The organism is Olsenella sp. An270 (assembly GCF_002159735.1).
Lineage (GTDB): Bacteria > Actinomycetota > Coriobacteriia > Coriobacteriales > Atopobiaceae > Thermophilibacter.
The window spans coordinates 415,299-435,653 of record NZ_NFJF01000001.1; the positions used below are offsets into that span (position 1 = coordinate 415,299).

The window sequence follows — 20,355 nt, forward strand, 5'->3', positions numbered from 1 at the left end:
CGGACCTCGACGCCGTCGCGCTAGAATTGCCCTAGCAACTGAGACGGAGGCCCCGCATGAGCATGACGTCAGGACAGAGGTCTGTATGCGTCTTCGCCTGTGAGGCGGACGAGAGGGTCGCCTCTGTCGTCAGGGATGTCGCCCGCTCCGAGGGGCTCAGGGTGGTCGCGGCCAGCACGGGTGACGCTCCTGCGGACCTCTGCATCGTCTTGATGTCTCTCTCGGCCGTCCGGGACCACGAGTTCCTCCGCATCGCAAACGCGGTGTCCTCGAACGCATCCGTCACCATTCCCGTGCGCCTCGACGAGGTGCGTCCCGAGCAGGCGGGCGAACCTGGGTCGCCCATAAGGGAGCGTAACTGGGCCGACTTCTCCCAGAGCTCGGGTCGAGACCAGGAGCCCTGGGAGCTCCTCATGCGCTCCAACGTGGATCTCTATGACGACTTCTACGATCTTGACGAGCGTGCGCGGCGCTGGGAGCTATGCGACCACGACGCGAGCTACCTGCTGCAGGACGTCAAGGCTGCCGCGCGGGCCCATGAGGTGCTCGACGCCCTCGCGGACGATCCCTATCAGCGACCGAACAAGGTGATGCGGGACTACGTCGAAGCGTCGACGCAGCATGCGGCAAAGGAGCGCAGGCGACTTGGAAATCGATGGGTGCGAACCATCTGCGCAGCGCTCTTTATCGTCATCGCGTTCGTTCTATCAAACGTGGTGCTTCAGTACTATCAGTTCCACGCCGAGCTGTTGAGAGAGTCCATGGACGGGCTCGACACAAACAACGACCCGGAATACGCCGCACTACGACTGCTCCAAATCGGCGCGAACGAGAACGTCAACTCGGACACCGGCTTCTACCAGACCATCGACGCCCTCTCCTCCATCTGGAAGATCTCCGAGCTCGGCCTCGCGGAGGCGGAGGCCGGGACCGGTGCCCAAGGGGAGGCGGTCTTCACCGACGACGGTGAGAGGGTCTTTGTTGCCGGGGCGGAGGGGACCGTTCAGTCCTGGGTCCCGAGAACCGCGGAAGCCGCGGACAACCGCTACGTTTCCGCACGCGATCGGTTCACCTTCGACGCTACGCCGGATGGCGCGCTTCTCGTCGTCGCGGACGAGGACGGTCTGAGGCGCTTTGACACCAGCACATGGGAGAGGGTCGACCTGGGGTATGACGGCCCCGCTATCGAGAGCGTCGCGGTCTCGGCGGACGGAATGCGAGCGCTCGGGGCGACCGAGGACGGAATCGTGCTCGTCGACCTTGACGACGGGACGGTCGCGGCCAAGCTCGCCGCAGATTCCACGCTGGCCGTCGAGCGAACGCCAGACGGTCTCCGCGCGCTCGTTCGTACCGACTCCGACGTGCAGTTTGTTGACGGGGAGAGCTTGAATCCGCTCGCACGTGCCACGATTCCCGAGAGCGCTGACTGTGTCGGCGCGATTGGCGAAATCGGCGCCGTCATCTGGTCTGACGGACGACTCGGCTTGCTCGCCCCGAGCGCTGACGAGCTTTCCCCGATTGCCTTCTCAACGAAGAGCCGGCCTCTCGACCTCGCCATCTCGGGGAAGAGCGTCATCGTTGTCACAGAGGAGGGTGGCGCGCAGGTCGTCGACGTTCCCACCGGGGCGACCCTGGCCAGGCTAGGCACGAGCATGGCCGGCGTCGTCTTTGCAGACGCAACGGAAGCGGGCCTTATGAGCTGCGGGAACGGCGTCACGACGAGCATCTACTCCCTCGAGGGCATCGCACCCGGAGACGAGGCCCCGAGTGGGGCGCTGGTCAGCGAGTCACTGGAATGCAGCACGTCGGATGGAACCTTCGCCATCCGTTCGGACGGTGCCGAGAAGTTCGTCCTGACCTATGGCGGGAAGGACCACGACTACACCTTCCAGGGAACCCATGGGGAGCGCGACGACATCACGGCAGCTGCATGCGCGTATCTGCCGGCTCGCTACGTCATTGGCACACGGTCGGGAGGGGTCACCACCTACACGATGCTACAGGGCGAGGACGGCATCACCATGGTCTCCACGCGGGAGTGGGACACGCCAGACGGCTCTTCCGTCGAGGCCGTGGGATGGAGTGAGGACGGCGAGCGCCTCGTCGTGAGGGCCGGAGGACGCTGGTGGACCCCCTATGCCAACTCCGATGCCATCGGTCTGCAGGGGATCGCCTCCACCATCAAGGAGCGCGAGCCGGCCGTGTGGACCAAGACGGAGATTGAGTCGTTCCCCGAGGACTTCGTCGAGAGCATGGGGATGCGCGTGGCGACCCCCTTGCCTGAGCCCCGCTAGGAGGAGAGCATGTCGCACGTCTTTGTCTCCTATGCCAGAGTTTGCAAGAACTACGTCGACCGCCTCGCCGACGAGCTGGAGGAGCGTGGCATCCCCGTGTGGCAGGATACGGAGCAGCTCCGCTTTGGCGAGGTCTGGGACGCGCGCGTCAACGACGCGATACGAGGGGCGAGCCTGGTGGTGCTCGTCGTCTCGCGCGAGTGGTGTGACTCGGAGCCCTGCCAGAACGAGGCGAGTCAGGCCCGCTACTACAAACGTCCGATTCTGGAAGTTTCGCTTGAGCGCGACGTCGAAAGAACGGCCGTCCAAATTGCCAACGAGTATCGGCGCGTCTCACCGATCTCCAGCCTCACTGCAACGGTCGAGACGCGCGCAGAGGGTTGGCTGAAGGGCGGTCATAGACGGAGAGACCTGCTCAGAGGGCGGAGCCTCCGTGAGATGACTCGCATGCGAAAAAAGACACGGGGCACGTCGCCTCTGACGGTTAACGCAGAGAGATACGTGCGTGCTTCGAGGCGACACGCCCGAGGCGTGCGTGTCTTCGCAGTCATCTCTGCCCTAATCGTATTTTGGGCTTTCTCCGCATATAACCAGGTTCGAAACGCAGCTCGCGAAACGTCGCTCGTCGGAAGTCGCAGCTATGCAAACTCAATGCTCGTCTATGCCAGCGCTGTCGGCAATCGGGTCAACCCATACGTCACTGCCGACGGGACCCTTCGCCTGCTTGACGATGAGGGGTACGCACAGGACGCTGCGCTCAACGACGGTTATTCGACGCAGCTGATGATGAGGTCGGCGCTCGACGCCATCACGCCCACCGAGCAAATGGACGCGGAAGAGGCGGACTCTCGCGGCTTCTCCTTCCCGGACGCCGCCCGAACGAGGGCCGCCGTGGAGGCCTCCGGCGTCACCGCCGAGCTGAGCGAGAACGGGGCGGTCGTGACCCTCTCGACGGATGGCGACTCAGGCACCCTTGTGACCGCCCGCCTCGAGATGCCGAGCTTTGACCTGTCCTTCTCGCCCGACGGACGCTACCTTGCGGTCCTTGGTGAGGGCGGCATCGCCATCCTGGACGGACATCAGGGCTCCCAGCTGCTCTTCCTCAACGGAACGCAGAATCCGGAGGGCAGCACGCTGGCATGGAGCCCGGATGGCTCCCTTGTGGCGGTGCGCACGCCGCAGGACTACGTTTTCTCCTGGTCGGTCAGGCAGGACACGACGATACTTGCGACGACCGGCAGCACGTTCGTCGACGGTGCGAGTGTCAAAGGCGGCGAGCTAGCCGCATTTCTCGCCAGCGACGGCTCGATCACCTTCGTCGACGTCACGTCCGGCTCAATTGAGGACGTAGATGAGTCGCTCGAGGCCGCAGAGGCCCTCCACCTGGCCCCGGGACCGGGCGAAAAGGACTTCTACGTGGTCGCCCTCCTCGCCGACGACCCGGATGCGACCCGGCTCATTCACGTGGACTGCGCCGCCGGGACCGTCGCGGAGCTGCCGCTCCCTGACGGGCTGGTCCCAACGTGCGTCTCCGCCGTGGCGGGTGGCTCCGAGCTGGCGGTCGGGTGCGAGGGCGCGCTCCTCGTGCTCGACGCCACGGGAGGCGTGCAGAACAGGGTCGACGGCCTGAATGTCTCCGCCGTCGCCATGGATGCCGACGGCCGCGTGTTCGCCGGGACCCAGAGCGGGGACCTTGTCGTCCTGGAGCCTGGCGCGTCCGAGGTCTCTCGCCCGGAGTCTGCCGTCACGCATGGAGGCACGACACCGCTCGCCATCGCCGTGGGCTCAGGTAGGGCCGTGTCGGTGGGGAAGGGGACCGCGTGCGGGAACGGCTCGCGGTCGCTCACCCGAGAATGGGGGACTTGGGTCGAGCGGGACGGCATTACGTCCAGCATGACCGACTCCGCCTCGCCCTACGCGCGGACGATCGCCGCGTCCTCTGACGGGTCGCTCTTTGTCTGCGGCCTCTCGGACGGCACGCTCGTGACGTTCTTCCCCGAGGACGGCTTTGGCGTGAGCGCCCGGCACGAGCTGGGCAGCGAGCTGCGCGGCATCGTCATCTCATCGGACCGCACGAGCATCATAGGCGCCGCCGGGGACGGGACCATCGTGCGCGTTGCTGTTGACCTTGCCGCAAACGACCAGCAGGCGCTCCGAGACCGACTCGACGAGCGTGTCCGGCAGGGCCTCGAGTTTGGCCTCTATCACAACGAGGCCGACATCTCCTAGCACGCGGACACCCCGTGAATTTCTCGCGCTCACCGGCGATTTGTTGCCGCTCGTGGTAAGCTGAGCAGGTCAAACGAATAGCGAGGAGAACAGATGCCCAAACCCGTAGTCGCCGTGGTCGGCCGGCCCAACGTCGGCAAGTCCACGCTTGTGAACCGCATCGCGGTGAGCCGGGACGCCATCGTGCACGAGTCGCGCGGCGTGACTCGAGACCGCTCCTATCACGACGCCGACTGGAACGGTCGCGACTTCATCCTGATCGACACCGGCGGCATCGAGTCCGTCAAGTCCAAGGACGTCTTCGCCCCGCGCATTCGCGAGCAGGCGCTGATGGCCTGCGAGGAGGCCGACGTCATCGTCTTCGTCGTCGACGGCTCGACCGGCGTGACCGACGAGGACGAGGAGGTCGCCCGCGTCCTGCGAAGGCAGGACAAGCCCGTCTTCCTCGTCGTGAACAAGAAGGACAACCCCGCCACCGAGCAGGACGGTCTCTGGGACTTCTACGCCCTCGGCGTCGGCGAGCCCCGCCCGCTCTCCGCGAGCCATGGGCACGGCACCGGCGACCTGCTCGACGACATCGTCGACGCCCTGCCCGAGCCGCAGGAGGACGAGGCCGAAGACGACGTCCTCTCGCTCGCGATCGTCGGCCGTCCCAACGTGGGCAAGTCCAGCCTCGCCAACCGCCTCGCCAACAAGAAGCGCTCCATCGTCTCCGACGTCGCCGGAACCACGCGCGACGCCATCGACACCATGATCGAGTGGAAGGGCCAGCCGATCAAGCTGGTCGACACCGCGGGAATGCGCAAGAAGTCCCAGGTCCACGAGGACGTCGAGTACTACAGCCTCGTCCGCGGCCTCCAGGCCATCGACCGCGCCGACGTCTGCCTCCTGGTGGTCGACGCCACCGTCGGCGTGACCGAGCAGGACCAGAAGGTCGCCGGCATGGCGATCGACCGCGGCTGCGGTCTGGTCCTCGTGCTCAACAAGTGGGACCTCGTCGAGACCGACCAGCAGCGTGACGAGATCGTCTCGTCCATCGACAAGCGCCTCGCCTTCGCGTCGTGGATCCCCACGGTCAACGTCTCCGCGCTCACCGGCCGCGCCACCGACAAGGTCCTCGAGCTGGCCGTCCGAGCCGCGGCGGCCCACGCGTCCCAGGTGAGGACCTCCGAGCTCAACGCCCTTCTCGCCGAGATTCGCGAGAGCGGCCACACCCGCAGCGAGCGGGGCCGCCGCCTCAAGATCAACTACGCCACGCAGACCGGCTCCAAGCCCCCGGTCTACACCTTCTGGTGCAACGCGCCCGACCTCGTTGACGACAACTTCGAGCGCTTCCTCGAGAACCGCCTGCGCAGCCGCCTGGACCTCACCGGCACGCCGATTCGCCTCAAGTTCCGTCGCAAGAGCGAGGGAGGGGAGCGATGAGCGAGCTCCAGATCGTCACGGTCCTTCTCGCCCTGGGGGCCTATCTCGTCTGCGGCGTGCCCTTCGGGCTTCTCATCGCCAGCGCGATGGGTCACGTCGACGTCCGCACCATCGGCTCGGGCAACATCGGCACCACGAACGTCGCCCGTTCCGTGGGCAAGGGCGCTGCGGCGCTCACCCTCCTGCTCGACCTGAGCAAGGGCCTCGTGTGGATGCTCGTCTCGAGGGCCGTGCTCGCGTTTCTCGTGTTTGGCGGAGACTTCGCGTCGCTCGACCACACGACGGTCTTTGGGACCTCGCTCACCGTGGTCTTCCTCGCCTGCATCTGCGGGCACGTGTTCTCGCCTTACCTGCGCTTCCATGGCGGCAAGGGGATCGCCGTCGGCTTTGGCGCCGCACTGGGTCTCTACTGGCCCATCGGCGTCGGGCTGCTCGCGCTCTTCCTCCTGCTCGTCATCCCCACGCGCTTCGTCTCCCTCGGGTCGGTCGTCGCGGCCGCGTCGCTGCCCGTGTGGTGCCTCATCTTTGGCTTCCCGTTTGTCTCGATTCTCCCGGTGGCCGTCGCCGCCGTGGTGGTCATCTGGTCGCACAGGGAAAACGTCCGACGGCTCGCCCGCGGCGAGGAGCGTCGTTTCTCGTTCCACAAGTCTGAGAAGAAGGAGAGTCGCTGATGAACGCGCCCATACTCATTGCCCCCTCCGTTCTTGCCGCCGACTACGGCCACATCGCCGACGAGGTCGCCGAGGCCAAGACCGCCGACCTCATCCACGTTGACGTCATGGACGGCCACTTCGTGCCCAACATCTCGTTCGGCGTCGACTTCCTGCGCACCGTGAAGGAGTCGACGGAGCTGCCCGTCGACGTCCACCTCATGATCTCCAACCCCGACCAGAAGGTCGAGAGCTACCTCGACGCCGGGGCCGACATCCTCACCTTCCATTACGAGGCCGCCACGCACGCGCATCGCATCGTCTCGGTCATTCACGACCGCGGCGCGAAGGCGTCCATCGCCCTCAACCCCGCCACGCCCGTGAGCGTCCTCGAGCCCATCATCGAGGACCTCGACATGGTCCTCATCATGACCGTCGACCCGGGCTACGGCGGGCAGCGCTTCATCGAGTCCTCCCTCAAGAAGCTGCGTCGCCTGCGTCGCCTCTGCGCCGAGCATGGCGTCAACCCGCGCGTCGAGGTCGACGGCGGGATCGTCATGGGCAACGTCGCCCAGGCCGTGGCGTCGGGCGCCAACGTCATCGTGGCCGGGTCCTCGGTCTTCCGTGCGGCCGACCGCGCCGTTGCCATTCGCGAGCTGCGCCGCCACGCCGAGCGCGGCGTCTCCAAGATGGCCTAGGTGCGCCATGCCCGACCAGCTCGAATATCTCGACTACGCGGCGTCTGCGCCCATGCGCCAGGAGGCCCTCGAGGCCGAGCGCGCATATGAGCGCGCACCCTACGCCGGCGCCAACCCCAACTCGCTCCACACGCTCGGACGCCAGGCCGCTCGCGCGCTCGACGGTGCGCGCCGAGACCTCGCCGCGGTGCTCGGGGGCGGCTTCAGGCCCTCCGACGTGACCTTCACCTCGGGTGGCACCGAGTCCAACAACCTCGCGCTCATCGGCATCGCCGAGGGCGTGCGGGCGAGGGCCGCCCGTCGCAGGCGCGTGGTCATCTCCGCGATCGAGCACGACTCCGTCCTCGACCTCGCGGGTCCGCTCCGCGCGCGCGGGTTCGAGGTCGAGCTTGCCGGCGTGCGCCGCGACGGCATCGTCGACCCGGCAGCCCTCGAGCCCCTGCTCGACGACACATGCGCCCTCGTCTCTGTCATGGCTGCCAACAACGAGACGGGCGTGATCCAACCCGTCGCCGAGCTCGCCCGCCGCGCGCACGCGTGCGGGGCGATCTTCCACACCGACGCCGTCCAGGGCTTCTGCCACGTGCCGCTCGACCTCTCCGATGTCGACGCCGTGAGCGTGGCCGCGCACAAGATCGGCGGTCCGGTCGGCGTCGGCGCGCTCGCCGTTCGCGGCCGCGTGCCGCTGAGGCCCCAGCTCGTGGGCGGGGGGCAGGAGGCCGGGAGGCGCGCCGGGACCCAGGACGTCCGCGGCGCCCTCGCCTTCGCGGCGGCAGCGCGCGCGTGCGACGCCACGCTCGCCGAGACCCGTGCCCTTGTCGCCCGCCGTGCGAACGCGCTCTACGAGCACGTCTGTGCACCGGGGACGGGCATCCTGCCCACCACCTCCGCCGTCGTCGACGACGGCCGACTGCCCGGCATCGTGAGCCTCATGGTGCCCTCCGTCGACTCCGAGACGCTGATCCTCTCGCTTGACCAGGCGGGCTTCGAGGTCTCCGCGGCCTCGGCCTGCTCCTCCGGCTCGCTCGACGCGAGCCATGTCCTGCTCGCCATGGGCGTTCCCCGAGACCAGGCGCTCGGCTCGTTGCGCGTCAGCTTTGACGAACGCGTGTCGGAGGATGTCCTGAACCGCTTTGCCAGCACCCTCGTGAACATCGTCGCCGAGCGCTCGGGCGCACGGCGCTGAGAGAAAGGTACCCATGACCGCCGCAACGACTCTGTTCAAGCTCCAGGAGGTCGACCTCGAGCTGCTCAAGCACGCCTCCACGCTCTCCGCCATGCCGCAGCGCAAGCGCCTGCAGACGATCGAGCTCGCCGCTCGCAAGGTGGCCACCGAGCTCAAGGGCATCGTGGGCCAGCGCAAGGACGCCGAGACCGAGATCGCCGACGCCGAGGAGGCCCTTGAGCACTATCGCGAGAAGACCGCCGAGGTCCAGGCGGCCGCCGACGCCGGCGAGCACACCCATCGCGAGATCCGCGACTTCGAGCAGCAGCTGACCTCGCTCGCCAAGAGGATCGAGAAGTCCGAGTACACGCTGCGGCCCCTGCGCGAGCGCCTCGAGAAGCTTGAGCTCGCCGAGAGGAACGCGCGCGCAACGGCCGAACGTCTCGAGGCCGAGCGCTCGGCGACCGAGTCCGCGCTCTCCGAGGGCACCGCCTCGCTGCGCGCGGAGATCGTCCGTCTCTCCCGTGAGCGCGACGAGCTCGCCGGGAGCCTCTCGCCCGAGCTCCTCGAGCGCTACGAGGCCGCGCGCAAGCGCTTCAAGGGGCTTGCCGTCGAGCGTCTGCGCGGCAACGTCCCCTCGGTCTGCCGCGTGAAGCTCCAACCGAGCTCCTTCCACGACCTCGCCCAGGGCGAGGAGATCACCGAGTGCCCGTACTGCCACCGCATCCTCGTCACCTCCGAGGAGGGCCAGGAGTGAGCGGCGAGAGGGGTCGCGTCCTGCTCGCCGTCTGCGGGGGCATCGCGGCGTACAAGGCGTGCGAGGTCCTGCGCGCTCTCCAGAAGTCCGGCTGCGAGGTGCGCGTGACCATGACCGAGGACGCGACGCGCTTCGTGGGTCCCGTGACGTTCGAGTCCCTCTCTGGCGCTCCCGTCGCCACGTCGCTCTACGACTACCCGGGCTCCGCCATCCCGCACATCTCGCTCGCCGAGTGGGCTGACGTTGCCGTGGTGGTGCCCGCCACCGCCAACGTCCTCGCGAAGATGGCGTGTGGAATCGCGGACGACTGCCTCACGACGACGCTTCTCGCCTGCGCCTGCCCCGTGCTCGTGGCGCCGGGCATGAACGTCCACATGTGGCAGAACCCGGCCACGCAGGCCAACGTGTCCACATTGCGCGAGCGAGGCGTGCGATTCGTCGGCCCCGACAGCGGCCGGCTGGCCTGCGGAGAGGTGGGCGAGGGCAAGCTCGCCAGCGTCGACGAGGTCGTCGAGGCGGCGCTCGCCCTTCTCGCGCCGCGCGACCTCGCGGGATTTCGCGTCCTGGTGAACGCCGGCCCCACGCACGAGGCCATCGACCCGGTTCGCTACATCGCCAATCGCTCCACCGGCAAGATGGGCTATGCCATCGCGGCTGCGGCCGCGCGACGCGGTGCGGAGGTGACGCTCGTCTCCGGACCCACGTCGCTCGTCACGCCCGCGGACGCGCGACGCGTGGACGTCGTGAGCGCGGCGCAGATGCATGACGCGATGCTCGCCGCCTTCGACGCTGCTGACGTCGCCATCTGCAGCGCAGCCGTGGCAGACTACACGCCCGTCGCGCCCGCCGACCACAAGCTCAAGAAGTCCCACGAGCATCTGGACGCGATCCAGCTCACGGAGACCGCCGACATCCTGGCTGACCTCTGCGCGACGAAGGGCGCGCGCGTCGTCGTGGGCTTTGCCGCCGAGACGGATGACCTTCTCGCCCACGCGCAGGAGAAGGTCGACCACAAGGGCGCCGACCTCATCGTGGCCAACGACGTGAGCCGGCCCGAGTCGACCTTCGGTGCCGACACCAACCGCGTCGCGCTCGTGACCGCGAACGGCATCGAGCAGCTCGACACCATGCCGCTCGCCAACGTGGCCGACGCCATCCTGGACTGGGTCCGGAATCACGCCTCCAGGCAGTGACCCACGACGCTTCTGCCCTCAGAGCCGACTTCTGAACAGATTTGCCCTCAAAGCGGTGTGTATCGGGTGGCCACGTGAGAAAGAATCGCAGGTGGATTTTGTTTGAGCATTGATTTCTCCGCCTCGGCACCCGAAATCTATTCAGAAGTCAGCCTAGAAGGCAGGTTCTCCTGGATTCTCGCCGCTCGGCTTACGATAGACCTCTTGATTGTCGACTGGAGCTGACATGAAAGACCTGCTTTTAGGCTGTCACCTCTCCACATCCAACGGCTATGCCGCCATGGCTGCCGACGCCGTCTCGATCGGCGCCACCACGTTCGCCTTCTTCACGCGCAACCCGCGCGGCGGCAACGCGCGCGAGCTCGACGCACAGGATCTTGAGGGGTTTTTCGCCACGCTCGATGGGCACGGGATCGGGCCGCTCGTGGCCCATGCGCCCTACACCTACAACCTCTGCTCCTCCAAGCCGGAGACCGTGGAGTTCGCTCGTCGTGCGATGCGCGAGGACCTGGAGCGAATGGAGCGGATGCCCGGCCACCTCTACAACTTCCATCCCGGCGCGCACGTCAAGCAGGGCGTGGACGAGGGGATCCGTCTTATCTGCGAGGGTCTGAACGAGGTCCTCGTGCCCGGCCAGCGCACGACGGTGCTGCTGGAGACCATGGCCGGAAAGGGCACCGAGGTGGGCCGCAGCTTCGAGGAGCTGGCGCGCATCATCGAGGGCGTTGAGCACGACGAGCTCCTCGGCGTGTGCCTGGACACCTGCCACGTGGCCGACGCGGGGTACGACATCGTACGCGACCTCGACGGGGTGCTCGACGAGTTTGACCGTGTGATCGGACTCGCGCGCCTGCGCGCCCTCCACCTGAACGACTCCAAGAACCCGCTTGGCTCCCACAAGGACCGTCACGAGCGGATAGGGGAGGGAACGCTCGGGCTCGAGACCTTCCGTGCCGTCGTCACCAATGCGCGCCTGGCTGGGCTGCCCATGGTCCTTGAGACCCCCCAGGACGGGCTCGAGGGCTGGGCGCGAGAGATCGCGCTGCTTAGAACCCTCGCGACGCGAGAGGACGCATCGTAATGGGAATCCTCATCGGACTTGAGCATGTGGGGCACGAGTGGCCCGGCAAGCGCGTGCTCGAGGACCAGACCATCGGCATCAACGAGGGCGAGCGCATCGGCATCGTCGGCCGCAACGGCGACGGCAAGTCGACGCTGCTGGAGATCGTGGGTCACGTGCTTGAGCCCGACTCCGGCACGGTGACCTGGCGCCGGGGCATCTCGGTTGGCTATCTCGGCCAGACCGACGAGCTCTCTGACGCCGACCCGGTGCGCCGCGCGATCTTTGGCGACGTCCCGGAGTACACGTGGGCCTCGGACGCCCGCATCCGCGCCATCCTTGACGAGCTCGTGGGCGATCTCGACCTGAGCGGCCTCGTGGGCGAGCTCTCCGGCGGCCAGCGCCGCCGCGTGGACCTCTGCCGCGTGCTCTGCCACACCTGGGACGTCATCCTCATGGACGAGCCCACCAACCACCTCGATCTCGCAGCTATCGAGTGGCTTGCGGACCATCTGCGCCGCCGCTGGCCGGCAGGGGAGGGCGCGCTGCTCGTGGTAACGCACGACCGATGGTTCCTCGACGAGGTCTGCGAGCACATGTGGGAGGTCCACGACCGTCGCATCGAGCCCTTCGAGGGCGGCTACTCCGCCTACATCCAGCAGCGTGTGGAGCGCGAGCGCCAGGCCGCCGTCATGGAGGAGCGCCGCCAGAACACGCTGCGCAAGGAGCTCAACTGGCTGGCGCACGGCGCCAAGGCCCGCACGAGCAAGCCGAAGTTTCGCATCGAAGCGGCGCGTGCCCTCATCGCCAACGACCCGCCGCTCAGAAACCCGCTCGAGCTCAAGCGCCTCGCCGTGAGCCGCCTGGGCAAGCAGGTAATCGAGATGAAGGACGTGAACTTTGCCTATCCCGGCGGTCCGCGCGTGATCGACGGTGTCTCGTGGCTCATCGGACCCGGCGACCGCTACGGCATCCTCGGAGCCAACGGCGCCGGCAAGTCAACGCTGCTCGCGCTCATGACGGGGTCGCTCGAGCCTACGAGCGGCACCGTGAAGATCGGCGCGTCCGTGCGCTTCGGCTTCATGAGCCAGCATCTCGACGCGCTGGGCGAGAAGGACGACTGGCGCGTCCTCGAGGTGCTCGGCCGCTACAAGCGCAGCTACCTCGTGGGCGGCAAGATGCAGAGTCCCACGCAGCTCATCGAGCGTCTGGGTTTCGAGCAGCGCGAGCTGCAGAACTTCATCAAGGACCTCTCCGGCGGACAGCGGCGCCGCCTGGCGCTTCTGTGCGTGATCCTCGAGGAGCCCAACGTTCTCGTGCTCGACGAGCCCGGAAACGACCTCGACACGGACATGCTCGCCGTGATGGAGGACCTGCTCGACAGCTGGCCGGGAACGCTGCTCGTGGTGAGTCACGACCGCTACCTCATGGAGCGCGTGACCGACGACCAGTTTGCCCTCTTGGACGGCCACGTCCGACACGTCCCCGGCGGTGTCGACGAGTACCTGAGGCTGCTCGCCGAGAAGGACGACGTTCAGACGGAGGAGGCTACGAAGGAGGAAGGTTCTTCTCGTCCAGCTGACTCCGGCCTCACCAACCAGGAGCGCCGCGAACTCAAGAAGCGCTTCGACGCGGTGAGCCGCAGACTCGAGAAGACGGCAGGGGAGCCCGATCGCCTGCGAGCCGAGATGGCTGCCGTGAACGCGAGCGACTACGCCGCCCTCATGGCCGCGCAGGAGGCGCTGGATGCCTGCCTCGCCGAGCGCGGAGAGCTCGAGGACGAGTGGCTCGAGCTCTCAGAGAGGCTTGGAATCGAGTAAGACCTAGAGCGCGCCGCGCAGAGCCTCCTCGAAGGCGTCGAGGTCGGCGGCGTCGGGGTGACCAAGCGCGCGGTCGTAGTTCTCGATCATGGGCTCGAACTTCTTTGGGTCGTGCTCGGCCATCTTGACGTAGCGCTCACGGACGGCGGGCGGCATCTGTCCCTGGCACATGAAGCGACCGACCACCTGGGCGCCCTCCGGCAGCGCCGCGGCAAAGCGGTCGAGCACGCGGTCATAGTACGCCTGGCTTCCGCCAAAGCCGCAGGTGCCAAAGAGGAAGACGCGCTTGCCCACAAGCTGGGGGAGCGAGTCTGCGAGCGCGGGGTCCATGCCGCCCTTGTCGGTCCAGGAGCCAAGAAGAACGAGGTCGGCGTCGGCCACCGGTCCCTCGCCCTTCTCACCCAGCACCTCGCGGGCGCGCTGTGCGAGCTTCTCGGTGTTGCCGGTCTTAGAGCTGCAGATGATTGCGTACGACATGGGTCCTCCTTGGTCGTGTTCGGGTCGTATATACCCATATTGGGTCGTTGGCGAGAACTTGTGAGCGTGCTGTGGAGGCCGCGCGTCCCGATTTCACGCGGGTCCGGTAGTGGTGCGTCGCATCTGTCTCTGAGGAACTTCCTTGCCTGCGCGTTTGTGATGAATCGCCGCGGGTGGCAGCCACGTGGCAGCGCGCCGCCAGGCTGCCGTGAGCCATCGGCATTTTCGTGGAAGGTCGCCTTGAGACGATTGTCCCTCGCGAGAGGGGGAAACCATGACGACGTGCATCTCACACTGGACGGCGCTCCACTGGCATCTCCGTCGGGTCTGCTGGTCGAGCGTGATGGCATCTGACGGCGACGAGCCTCGGGTGCCCGACGTCGGGCCGACCGCCGCCGAGGTGGCGGATGTGATGAGGGCGCTCGAGCCCTACCTGCCCGAGGTCCCCGGCCGCGCGCCGTCGATTGACGTGCTCGTGGCGAGCGACCGGGGACGTCGAAAGATCGCGGGCGTCACCAGCCACGTCTGCTCGACACCCTTACCAAGGGGATCGATCCAGCCGACCGGTCTGCGCGGCTACGACATCGTGGTCACCTCGCCGGAGCTCACGTTTATCCAGATCGCCGCGACCGAGGACCTGCGCGTCGCGGCCTATGTTGGCATGGCGCTGTGTTCGTCCTTCAGGTTGGACGACTTCTCGACGTCCGGGCTCGCGAGGCGGGAGGAGCCGGAGGAGCCGCTGACCTCGGTCAAGAAGATCGCGGCCTACTGCGACGTGCGAAGGGACTCTATGGGGTGGACGAGGCCCGTCGCGCTCTGAGGTACGTCCGCGACGGCGCGCTCTCGCCACCTGAGGGCGGCATTGGGCTGCTTGCCATGCTCCCGTGTAAGTGCGGCGGGTTTGGGTGGAAGGACGTGAGGCTGAACGTCGCGCTGCGTGTCTTCGAGCGAATGGATGCGCGTGGGAAAAGTCGCTACACGACTCGCTACCCGGATGTCGTGATCGTGGGCAAGACCGCAGGTGGTGAGCGCCGCATGGTGGGAATCGACTTCGACCCCGAGGTCACGCACGGCGGAGAGGCAAAGCGCAAGAGCGACGTGAGGAGGGGAAACCAGATCAGCGGCGTCCGTCGCCTCGTGCATTTCACGTTCACCGAGGACGAGCGCACGTCGTATCCCGCGTGGCGCAGCTCGATGGAGCGGATTCGCAGGGCGCTCGGAAAGCGTAAGGCCAGGAGAGACGGCAAGGCAGACGACTACGACAACGAGCGCTGGGAGGCGTGGCACCTGCTGCTCAACCATCCGCCGGTGCTCTAGGGGCCGCTGGCAACATGACTTGCAAAGAACCTGACTTCAAAGCCGACTTCTGAACATATTTCTACCGCAAGGGGTCAAACATTCGAATTTCAACTTCGCTTACCTGCGGTTTCATAGCCAAGAAGGGCCCACTCGGAAGGGTCCTGGGTGGAAATCTATTCAGAAGTCGGTATTGAAGGCAGGTTCGCTCGAAACAGGGGATCGCTGCATCATTCGACCAGGCCCAGCTCCCAGGCACAGGCGTCCATGTCCACGCGCCCGTCCGGCAGGAAGCGCACTCCCTCGGACTCGAGCATACGACGCTGCTCGCCGGGGCCACCAAACGCGAAACCCGGAGCCAGCGAGCCGTCCGCAAAGACCACGCGATGGCACGGCACGCCGCCCGCGACCCCAGGGCTCGCGTGCATGGCAAACCCCACCTGCCGCGCGCAGCGAGGCGCCCCCATGAGACGAGCCACCTGCCCGTAGCTGGCCACGCGCCCCTCGGGAATCTGTCGCACCACGTCCCAGGCTCGCTCGAAGAACGACTCCTCCACAGATCCTCCAATCCGCTATGCTTCAGGCTACCACCCAACCGAGAGGGGATTCCATGGAGCTCGACAAGAACACTACCGCCCTGCTCGTCATCGACGCCATCGAGGCTGTGGGCGACGACTCGCTCTACGATCCTGACGCCGCGACCGCCGCCTACCGCGCCGCCGTCGCGCGCTCCGTCGCCTCCTGCCATGCGGCTGGCATCCCGGTCATCTACTGCAACGACGCACATATCCGCGGCCTCGACCGCGAGCTCGACCTCTGGGGCGAGCACGGCGTCGCCGGCGAGGTGCGCGTCTTCCCCGAGATCGGGCAGGCCACCGGCGACATCACCATCCCCAAGCGCCGCTACTCCGGCTTCTTCCAGACCGACCTCGACCTCACCCTGCGCGAGCTGGGCGTCACAACCGTCATCGCCGTGGGCGCCGACACCAACATCTGCGTGCTCCACACCCTCGCCGACGCCTACTTCAACAACTACGCCTCAGTCGTGGTGACCGACGCCACGATGACCTTCCTCTGCGGCACCCAGGAGGGCGCGCTCGAGCACTGCGAGAAGTGCTACGGCTCGGAGCTCGTGACCGTCGCGGAGCTCGAGGCGGCCCTGGCCTAGCGGGGTCCCAATCTCCCGCTTGCACACGACGGCGAGGGATGCTATAGTTCTTCCTCGCACGACGGGTGGTGGCGCAGTTTGGTAGCGCACTTGACTGGGGGTCAAGGGGTCGCTGGTTCGAATCCAGTCCACCCGACCAGCACTTTCGAGGCCAGGGAGCAGTCCCTGGCCTCTTTTCGTTTCAGGCTCGCAAACGACGCGCGACCGCCGGCGCCCACGCGTCCGGGCACGCCTAAGATGTCCTCACGGCAAGACCAACCATTGGAGGATCTTATGGCACGCGTGTACAACTTCTCCGCCGGTCCCGCCGTGCTGCCCGAGGACGTCCTCAAGCGGTGCGCGGACGAGATGCTCGACTACGCCGGCTGCGGCATGAGCGTCATGGAGATGAGCCACCGATCTTCCGTCTTCAAGGGCATCATCGAGGGCGCCGAGGCGCGCCTGCGCTCCCTCATGAACATCCCCGACAACTACAAGGTCATCTTCACCCAGGGCGGCGACTCGCTGCTCTTCTCCACGGTCTTCATGAACCTCGCCCTGAACGGCAAGGCCGACTACGTGATCACCGGCAACTGGGCCAAGAAGGCCTTCCAGGAGGCGCAGATCCTCGGCGACGCCGTCGCGGTCGCCTCCTCGGCCGACAAGAACTTCTCCTACATCCCCGACTGCTCCGACCTGCCCATCCGCGAGGACGCGAGCTACCTCTACATCTGCGAGAACAACACGATCTACGGCACCAAGTACCCCGAGTTGCCCAACACCAAGGGCCACGTGCTCGTGGCAGACCAGAGCTCGATGTTCCTCTCCGAGCCGGTCGACGTCACCCGCTACGGCCTCATCCACGCGGGCGTCCAGAAGAACGTCGGCCCCGCCGGCGTCCAGATCGTGATCGTGCGCGAGGACCTCATCCCCGAGGACCTGCCCGGCGTGCCCACGATGCTGCGCCTCAAGACCCAGGCGGACGCCGGCTCGCTCTACAACACGCCCAACTGCTGGGGCATCTACGTCTGCGGCCTCGTCTTCGAGTGGATCGATCGATGCGGCGGCCTTGTGGCGATGGGGGAGCGCAATGCCGAGAAGGCGGCCGTGCTCTACGACTTCCTCGACGAGTCCGAGCTCTTCTCGTCCACGGTCGACCCGTCCTGCCGCTCGCTCATGAACGTGCCCTTCGTCACGGGCGACAAGGACCTCGACGCCGAGTTCGTCAAGGAGGCCGCCGAGAAGGGCCTCGTCAACCTCAAGGGTCACCGCTCCGTGGGCGGCATGCGCGCCTCCATCTACAACGCAATGCCGCGCGAGGGCGTGGAGGCGCTCGTGAGCTTCATGAAGGACTTCGAGGCGCGCCACTAGGCGCAAAACCTGACAAAGGTGCCTGGGTAGTTTGTCAGGTAGTCTGACATCTCTGAGAGGACCGCTATGTACGCAATCCACTGCATGAACAACATCTCGACCGTCGGCACCGACGCGCTCGAGAGCGCCGGCTACGAGTTCGTCGACGATCCCAACGAGGCCGACGCCTGGCTCGTCCGCAGCGCCAACCTGCACGAGATCGAGGCGCCCCAGTCGCTGCTCGCCATCGCCCGCGCCGGCGCCGGCGTGAACAACATCCCGGTCGAGCGCTGCGCCGAGCGCGGCATCGTCGTCTTCAACACCCCCGGCGCCAACTCCAACGCCGTCAAGGAGCTCGTCATCTGCGGCATGCTGCTCGCCTGCCGAGACATCATCGGCGGCATCGAGTGGGTCCGCGACGCCGTGGACGACCCGCAAATCGCAAAGCGCGCCGAGAAGGCCAAGAAGCGCTTCGCAGGCTGCGAGCTCGCCGGCAAGCGCGTCGGCGTGATCGGCCTCGGTGCCATCGGAGCCCAGGTCGCCGACGCCCTCATCGCGCTCGGCGCCGAGGTCATGGGCTACGACCCCTACCTCTCCATCAACGCCGCATGGGGGCTGGACCGCAGGATCGAGCACGCGACCGACCTCGACCAGCTCCTCACCTCCTGCGACTTCGTCACGCTCCACGTCCCCGCGACCGACGCCACGAAGGGCATGATCTCCGCCGAGGCCATCTCCAAGATGAAGCGCGGCGCCGTGCTGCTCAACTTCGCCCGCGACGCGCTCGTCGACGAGCAGGCGCTCGCCGAGGCACTCGACGACGGCCACCTCGCACGCTACGTCACCGACTTCGCCAACCCCGCCTCCGCGAACATGAAGAACGCCATCGTCCTGCCGCACCTCGGCGCCTCCACGGGAGAGGCCGAGGACAACTGCGCCGTCATGGCCGCGCGTCAGCTCCGTGACTACCTCGAGAACGGAAACATCACCAACTCGGTCAACTTTGGCCGCGTCGACCTCGGGCCGCTGGTGGGCGACTGGCGCATCGCCGTGTTCCACCAGAACGCCCAGGGCGTCATCGGCCAGCTCTCGCAGATCCTCGCCGACGCCGGGCTCAACATCGAGAACATGAGCAACGTGAGCCGCGGTGCCGACGCCTACACCCTCATCGAGGTCAACGCACCCGTCAGCGACGAGGTCGTCACCAAGCTCACCGCCCTCGAGCACGTGAGAAGGGTCCGCGCGATCTCCCCGAGCGCCTAGGCAGCGGAGAAGAACGTGACGAAGAGCTTTGACCCCTTCGCCCACTTTGCGCACGAGGACGACTACCCCGAGCTCGACTGCGAGGCCGCCTGTCGCCGCCTCGCGGCGGCGCTCGCCCTGAGGACCGTCTACACGACGCCGGAGCAGACCGACTTCGCGCCCTTCGACCGGCTCTACGACCTCGTCAGGGGCGCGTATCCCAACGTCGCCCGCCCCGGGACGTTCGAGCGCGTGGGCCACTCCGTCCTCGTCACGATCCCTGGCACCGACGAGTCGCTCCCCGCCGCGCTCCTTCTCGCCCACCAGGACGTCGTCGACGTGGTCCCCGGAACGGAGGGCCAGTGGCTTCACGACCCCTTTGGCGGGCACCTCGACGACGAGTGGGTCTGGGGTCGCGGCGCCATCGACATCAAGGAGATGCTCATGGGGGAGCTCGAGGCCGTCGAGCTGCTCCTCGTGCGCAACGGGCGGCCGAGAAGGACCGTGATTCTCGCGTTCGGCGAGGACGAGGAGGTCACGAGCCGCGGCGCCACCGCGCTTGCCGCCGAGCTCGCCAGCAGGGGCGTGCACGCTGCCTTCTCTCTCGACGAGGGCGTGTCGACGTTTGCCGACGCGGCGCCCTACGGCGCGCCCGGGACCACGCTCATCGACGTCTGCCTCTCGCAGAAGGGGTACCTCGACCTGCGGCTCATTGCCCGCGGGGCCGGCGGTCACTCCTCGAACCCCTTCGGTGGCACATCGCTCGAGCGCATCTGCGTCGCCGTGGCGGCGCTCGCCGAGCGTCGCCCTAAGCCGAGGCTCACGCCCCCCGTCGCCTCGACCTTCCGCGCGCTCGCGCCGCACATCGTAGAGGGACCGTTCCGGGGGCTCGCCGACGACGTCGACGCCAACGCGGGGGCCATCGCGCGCGAGGCCGCCTCCATGCGGGAGCTCCACCCCCTCGTCTGCACCACGATGGCCGTCGACCAGATCGGGGGCAGCGCCCCCTCACCCAACGTCATGCCCGGGGACGCCAGCGCGACCGTCAACTTCCGGCTGCTTCCCGGGACGACGGTCGAGGACGTCGTCTCCTGGGTCAGGGAGACGGTGGGGGAGGGCGTCGAGGTCGAGGTGCTCCACCACACGCCCGCAGGCCGGCTCGACGAGGCGGGTGGTCTCGGGTACGACGAGCTCGTCGACGTGCTCGAGAGATACCACCCGCAGACGACGGTCGTCCCGTCGATCGTCTGCGGCGGGACCGACTCGATCCGCTACGAGGGCGTCTGCGACAAGCTGCTGCGCGTGACGCCGTTCAGGCCGGCTCCCGACGAGTTCTCCCGCGGGCTCCACGGGGTCAACGAGCGCATCTCGAGGCGCGTGTACGCCCAGGGCATCCGCGTCATCCTCGCCCTGCTCGAGCGCACCACCCTCTAGGCCACGCGGGCCGGGTATCAATTTGCGTTAAGATGGGTACCTTGTGGACGTGAGTCAACCGTAGTGAGGGGCGTCATTCGTGTCTGAGAAAGCAGCGAGAGCAGCGAGAGCCAAGGAG

18 protein-coding genes and 1 tRNA gene are annotated in these 20,355 nt (G+C 67.1%); 17 read left to right on the top strand and 2 right to left on the bottom strand.

Translation table 11 applies throughout. From position 1 onward, the window contains the following. The first annotated feature begins 56 nt into the window (after positions 1 to 56). The 10 genes from B5F73_RS01900 (at position 57) to B5F73_RS01945 (ending at position 13,291) form a co-directional block, all read left to right on the top strand. The gene (locus B5F73_RS01900) at positions 57 to 2,294 is read left to right on the top strand and encodes a WD40 repeat domain-containing protein (RefSeq protein WP_087225548.1); all 2,238 of its coding nucleotides are present in this window, start codon (positions 57 to 59) and stop codon (positions 2,292 to 2,294) included. A 9-nt stretch (positions 2,295 to 2,303) separates the two neighbouring features. Then, positions 2,304 to 4,523 carry a toll/interleukin-1 receptor domain-containing protein gene (locus B5F73_RS01905; protein ID WP_087225551.1) on the top strand — a complete coding sequence of 740 codons (2,220 nt, stop codon included), beginning with the start codon at positions 2,304 to 2,306 and terminating at the stop codon, positions 4,521 to 4,523. Positions 4,524 to 4,616: 93 nt separating this feature from the next. Next, positions 4,617 to 5,948 carry a ribosome biogenesis GTPase Der gene (gene der, locus B5F73_RS01910; protein WP_087225554.1) on the top strand — a complete coding sequence of 444 codons (1,332 nt, stop codon included), beginning with the start codon at positions 4,617 to 4,619 and terminating at the stop codon, positions 5,946 to 5,948. Further along, positions 5,945 to 6,619, top strand: a complete 675-nt coding sequence (locus tag B5F73_RS01915; RefSeq protein ID WP_087225557.1) for a glycerol-3-phosphate acyltransferase — start codon at positions 5,945 to 5,947, stop codon at positions 6,617 to 6,619. Before der ends, B5F73_RS01915 begins: the two co-directional genes overlap by 4 nt. Next, a complete protein-coding gene (gene rpe / locus B5F73_RS01920; protein ID WP_204206235.1) occupies positions 6,619 to 7,296 on the top strand; it encodes a ribulose-phosphate 3-epimerase in 678 nt (225 codons plus the stop codon). The genes B5F73_RS01915 and rpe overlap by 1 nt, the downstream gene beginning before the upstream one ends. A gap of 7 nt (positions 7,297 to 7,303) precedes the next feature. Further along, positions 7,304 to 8,482 (top strand): cysteine desulfurase family protein, encoded by a 1,179-nt coding sequence (locus tag B5F73_RS01925; protein ID WP_087225563.1) that lies wholly within the window; start codon positions 7,304 to 7,306, stop codon positions 8,480 to 8,482. A 13-nt stretch (positions 8,483 to 8,495) separates the two neighbouring features. Continuing rightward, the gene (locus B5F73_RS01930; protein WP_087225566.1) at positions 8,496 to 9,218 is read left to right on the top strand and encodes a C4-type zinc ribbon domain-containing protein; all 723 of its coding nucleotides are present in this window, start codon (positions 8,496 to 8,498) and stop codon (positions 9,216 to 9,218) included. After that, the gene (coaBC, locus tag B5F73_RS01935) at positions 9,215 to 10,411 is read left to right on the top strand and encodes a bifunctional phosphopantothenoylcysteine decarboxylase/phosphopantothenate--cysteine ligase CoaBC (RefSeq protein WP_087225569.1); all 1,197 of its coding nucleotides are present in this window, start codon (positions 9,215 to 9,217) and stop codon (positions 10,409 to 10,411) included. Before B5F73_RS01930 ends, coaBC begins: the two co-directional genes overlap by 4 nt. 226 nt (positions 10,412 to 10,637) lie before the next feature. Beyond that, positions 10,638 to 11,492, top strand: a complete 855-nt coding sequence (locus B5F73_RS01940; RefSeq protein WP_087225572.1) for a deoxyribonuclease IV — start codon at positions 10,638 to 10,640, stop codon at positions 11,490 to 11,492. Then, complete coding sequence (locus B5F73_RS01945; RefSeq protein ID WP_087225575.1) at positions 11,492 to 13,291, top strand: ABC-F family ATP-binding cassette domain-containing protein; 1,800 nt, start codon at positions 11,492 to 11,494, stop codon at positions 13,289 to 13,291. Before B5F73_RS01940 ends, B5F73_RS01945 begins: the two co-directional genes overlap by 1 nt. Positions 13,292 to 13,294: 3 nt before the next feature. On the opposite strand, the gene bilS is transcribed toward B5F73_RS01945, so the two are convergent. Then, positions 13,295 to 13,768, bottom strand: a complete 474-nt coding sequence (bilS, locus tag B5F73_RS01950; RefSeq protein WP_087225578.1) for a flavodoxin family protein BilS — start codon at positions 13,766 to 13,768, stop codon at positions 13,295 to 13,297. Between the two features lie 274 nt (positions 13,769 to 14,042). Here bilS and B5F73_RS01955 point away from each other — a divergent pair, with 274 nt between their 5' ends. Both B5F73_RS01955 and B5F73_RS01960 read left to right on the top strand, forming a co-directional pair. Then, positions 14,043 to 14,588 (top strand): hypothetical protein, encoded by a 546-nt coding sequence (locus tag B5F73_RS01955; protein ID WP_087225581.1) that lies wholly within the window; start codon positions 14,043 to 14,045, stop codon positions 14,586 to 14,588. Continuing rightward, positions 14,564 to 15,085 carry a hypothetical protein gene (locus B5F73_RS01960; RefSeq protein ID WP_087225584.1) on the top strand — a complete coding sequence of 174 codons (522 nt, stop codon included), beginning with the start codon at positions 14,564 to 14,566 and terminating at the stop codon, positions 15,083 to 15,085. The genes B5F73_RS01955 and B5F73_RS01960 overlap by 25 nt, the downstream gene beginning before the upstream one ends. Before the next feature lie 209 nt (positions 15,086 to 15,294). Here the strand turns inward: B5F73_RS01960 and B5F73_RS01965 are convergent, their stop codons facing one another. Further along, on the bottom strand, positions 15,295 to 15,621 hold the full coding sequence (locus B5F73_RS01965; RefSeq protein WP_087225587.1) for an MGMT family protein: 327 nt from the start codon (positions 15,619 to 15,621) through the stop codon (positions 15,295 to 15,297). Between the two features lie 53 nt (positions 15,622 to 15,674). Between B5F73_RS01965 and B5F73_RS01970 the strand changes: the two genes are divergently transcribed. The 5 genes from B5F73_RS01970 (at position 15,675) to B5F73_RS01990 (ending at position 20,237) form a co-directional block, all read left to right on the top strand. Next, positions 15,675 to 16,232: an isochorismatase family cysteine hydrolase gene (locus B5F73_RS01970; RefSeq protein WP_204206236.1), complete on the top strand. Its 558-nt coding sequence runs from the start codon at positions 15,675 to 15,677 to the stop codon at positions 16,230 to 16,232. A gap of 62 nt (positions 16,233 to 16,294) precedes the next feature. Next, positions 16,295 to 16,371 (top strand) — tRNA-Pro (locus tag B5F73_RS01975). A 134-nt stretch (positions 16,372 to 16,505) separates the two neighbouring features. Continuing rightward, positions 16,506 to 17,582: a 3-phosphoserine/phosphohydroxythreonine transaminase gene (serC, locus tag B5F73_RS01980; RefSeq protein WP_087225593.1), complete on the top strand. Its 1,077-nt coding sequence runs from the start codon at positions 16,506 to 16,508 to the stop codon at positions 17,580 to 17,582. Positions 17,583 to 17,648: 66 nt separating this feature from the next. Next, positions 17,649 to 18,824 carry a 3-phosphoglycerate dehydrogenase family protein gene (locus B5F73_RS01985; RefSeq protein WP_087225596.1) on the top strand — a complete coding sequence of 392 codons (1,176 nt, stop codon included), beginning with the start codon at positions 17,649 to 17,651 and terminating at the stop codon, positions 18,822 to 18,824. Positions 18,825 to 18,839: 15 nt separating this feature from the next. Continuing rightward, the gene (locus B5F73_RS01990) at positions 18,840 to 20,237 is read left to right on the top strand and encodes a M20/M25/M40 family metallo-hydrolase (protein ID WP_087225599.1); all 1,398 of its coding nucleotides are present in this window, start codon (positions 18,840 to 18,842) and stop codon (positions 20,235 to 20,237) included. Positions 20,238 to 20,355 lie beyond the last annotated feature (118 nt).

Coding starts and splice junctions, on each gene's coding strand:
- B5F73_RS01900 (WP_087225548.1), top strand. CDS start 57: ATGAGCATGACGTCAGGACAGAGGTCTGTATGCGTCTTCGCCTGTGAG.
- B5F73_RS01905 (WP_087225551.1), top strand. CDS start 2,304: ATGTCGCACGTCTTTGTCTCCTATGCCAGAGTTTGCAAGAACTACGTC.
- der (WP_087225554.1), top strand. CDS start 4,617: ATGCCCAAACCCGTAGTCGCCGTGGTCGGCCGGCCCAACGTCGGCAAG.
- B5F73_RS01915 (WP_087225557.1), top strand. CDS start 5,945: ATGAGCGAGCTCCAGATCGTCACGGTCCTTCTCGCCCTGGGGGCCTAT.
- rpe (WP_204206235.1), top strand. CDS start 6,619: ATGAACGCGCCCATACTCATTGCCCCCTCCGTTCTTGCCGCCGACTAC.
- B5F73_RS01925 (WP_087225563.1), top strand. CDS start 7,304: ATGCCCGACCAGCTCGAATATCTCGACTACGCGGCGTCTGCGCCCATG.
- B5F73_RS01930 (WP_087225566.1), top strand. CDS start 8,496: ATGACCGCCGCAACGACTCTGTTCAAGCTCCAGGAGGTCGACCTCGAG.
- B5F73_RS01940 (WP_087225572.1), top strand. CDS start 10,638: ATGAAAGACCTGCTTTTAGGCTGTCACCTCTCCACATCCAACGGCTAT.
- B5F73_RS01945 (WP_087225575.1), top strand. CDS start 11,492: ATGGGAATCCTCATCGGACTTGAGCATGTGGGGCACGAGTGGCCCGGC.
- bilS (WP_087225578.1), bottom strand. CDS start 13,768: ATGTCGTACGCAATCATCTGCAGCTCTAAGACCGGCAACACCGAGAAG.
- B5F73_RS01955 (WP_087225581.1), top strand. CDS start 14,043: ATGACGACGTGCATCTCACACTGGACGGCGCTCCACTGGCATCTCCGT.
- B5F73_RS01970 (WP_204206236.1), top strand. CDS start 15,675: ATGGAGCTCGACAAGAACACTACCGCCCTGCTCGTCATCGACGCCATC.
- serC (WP_087225593.1), top strand. CDS start 16,506: ATGGCACGCGTGTACAACTTCTCCGCCGGTCCCGCCGTGCTGCCCGAG.
- B5F73_RS01985 (WP_087225596.1), top strand. CDS start 17,649: ATGTACGCAATCCACTGCATGAACAACATCTCGACCGTCGGCACCGAC.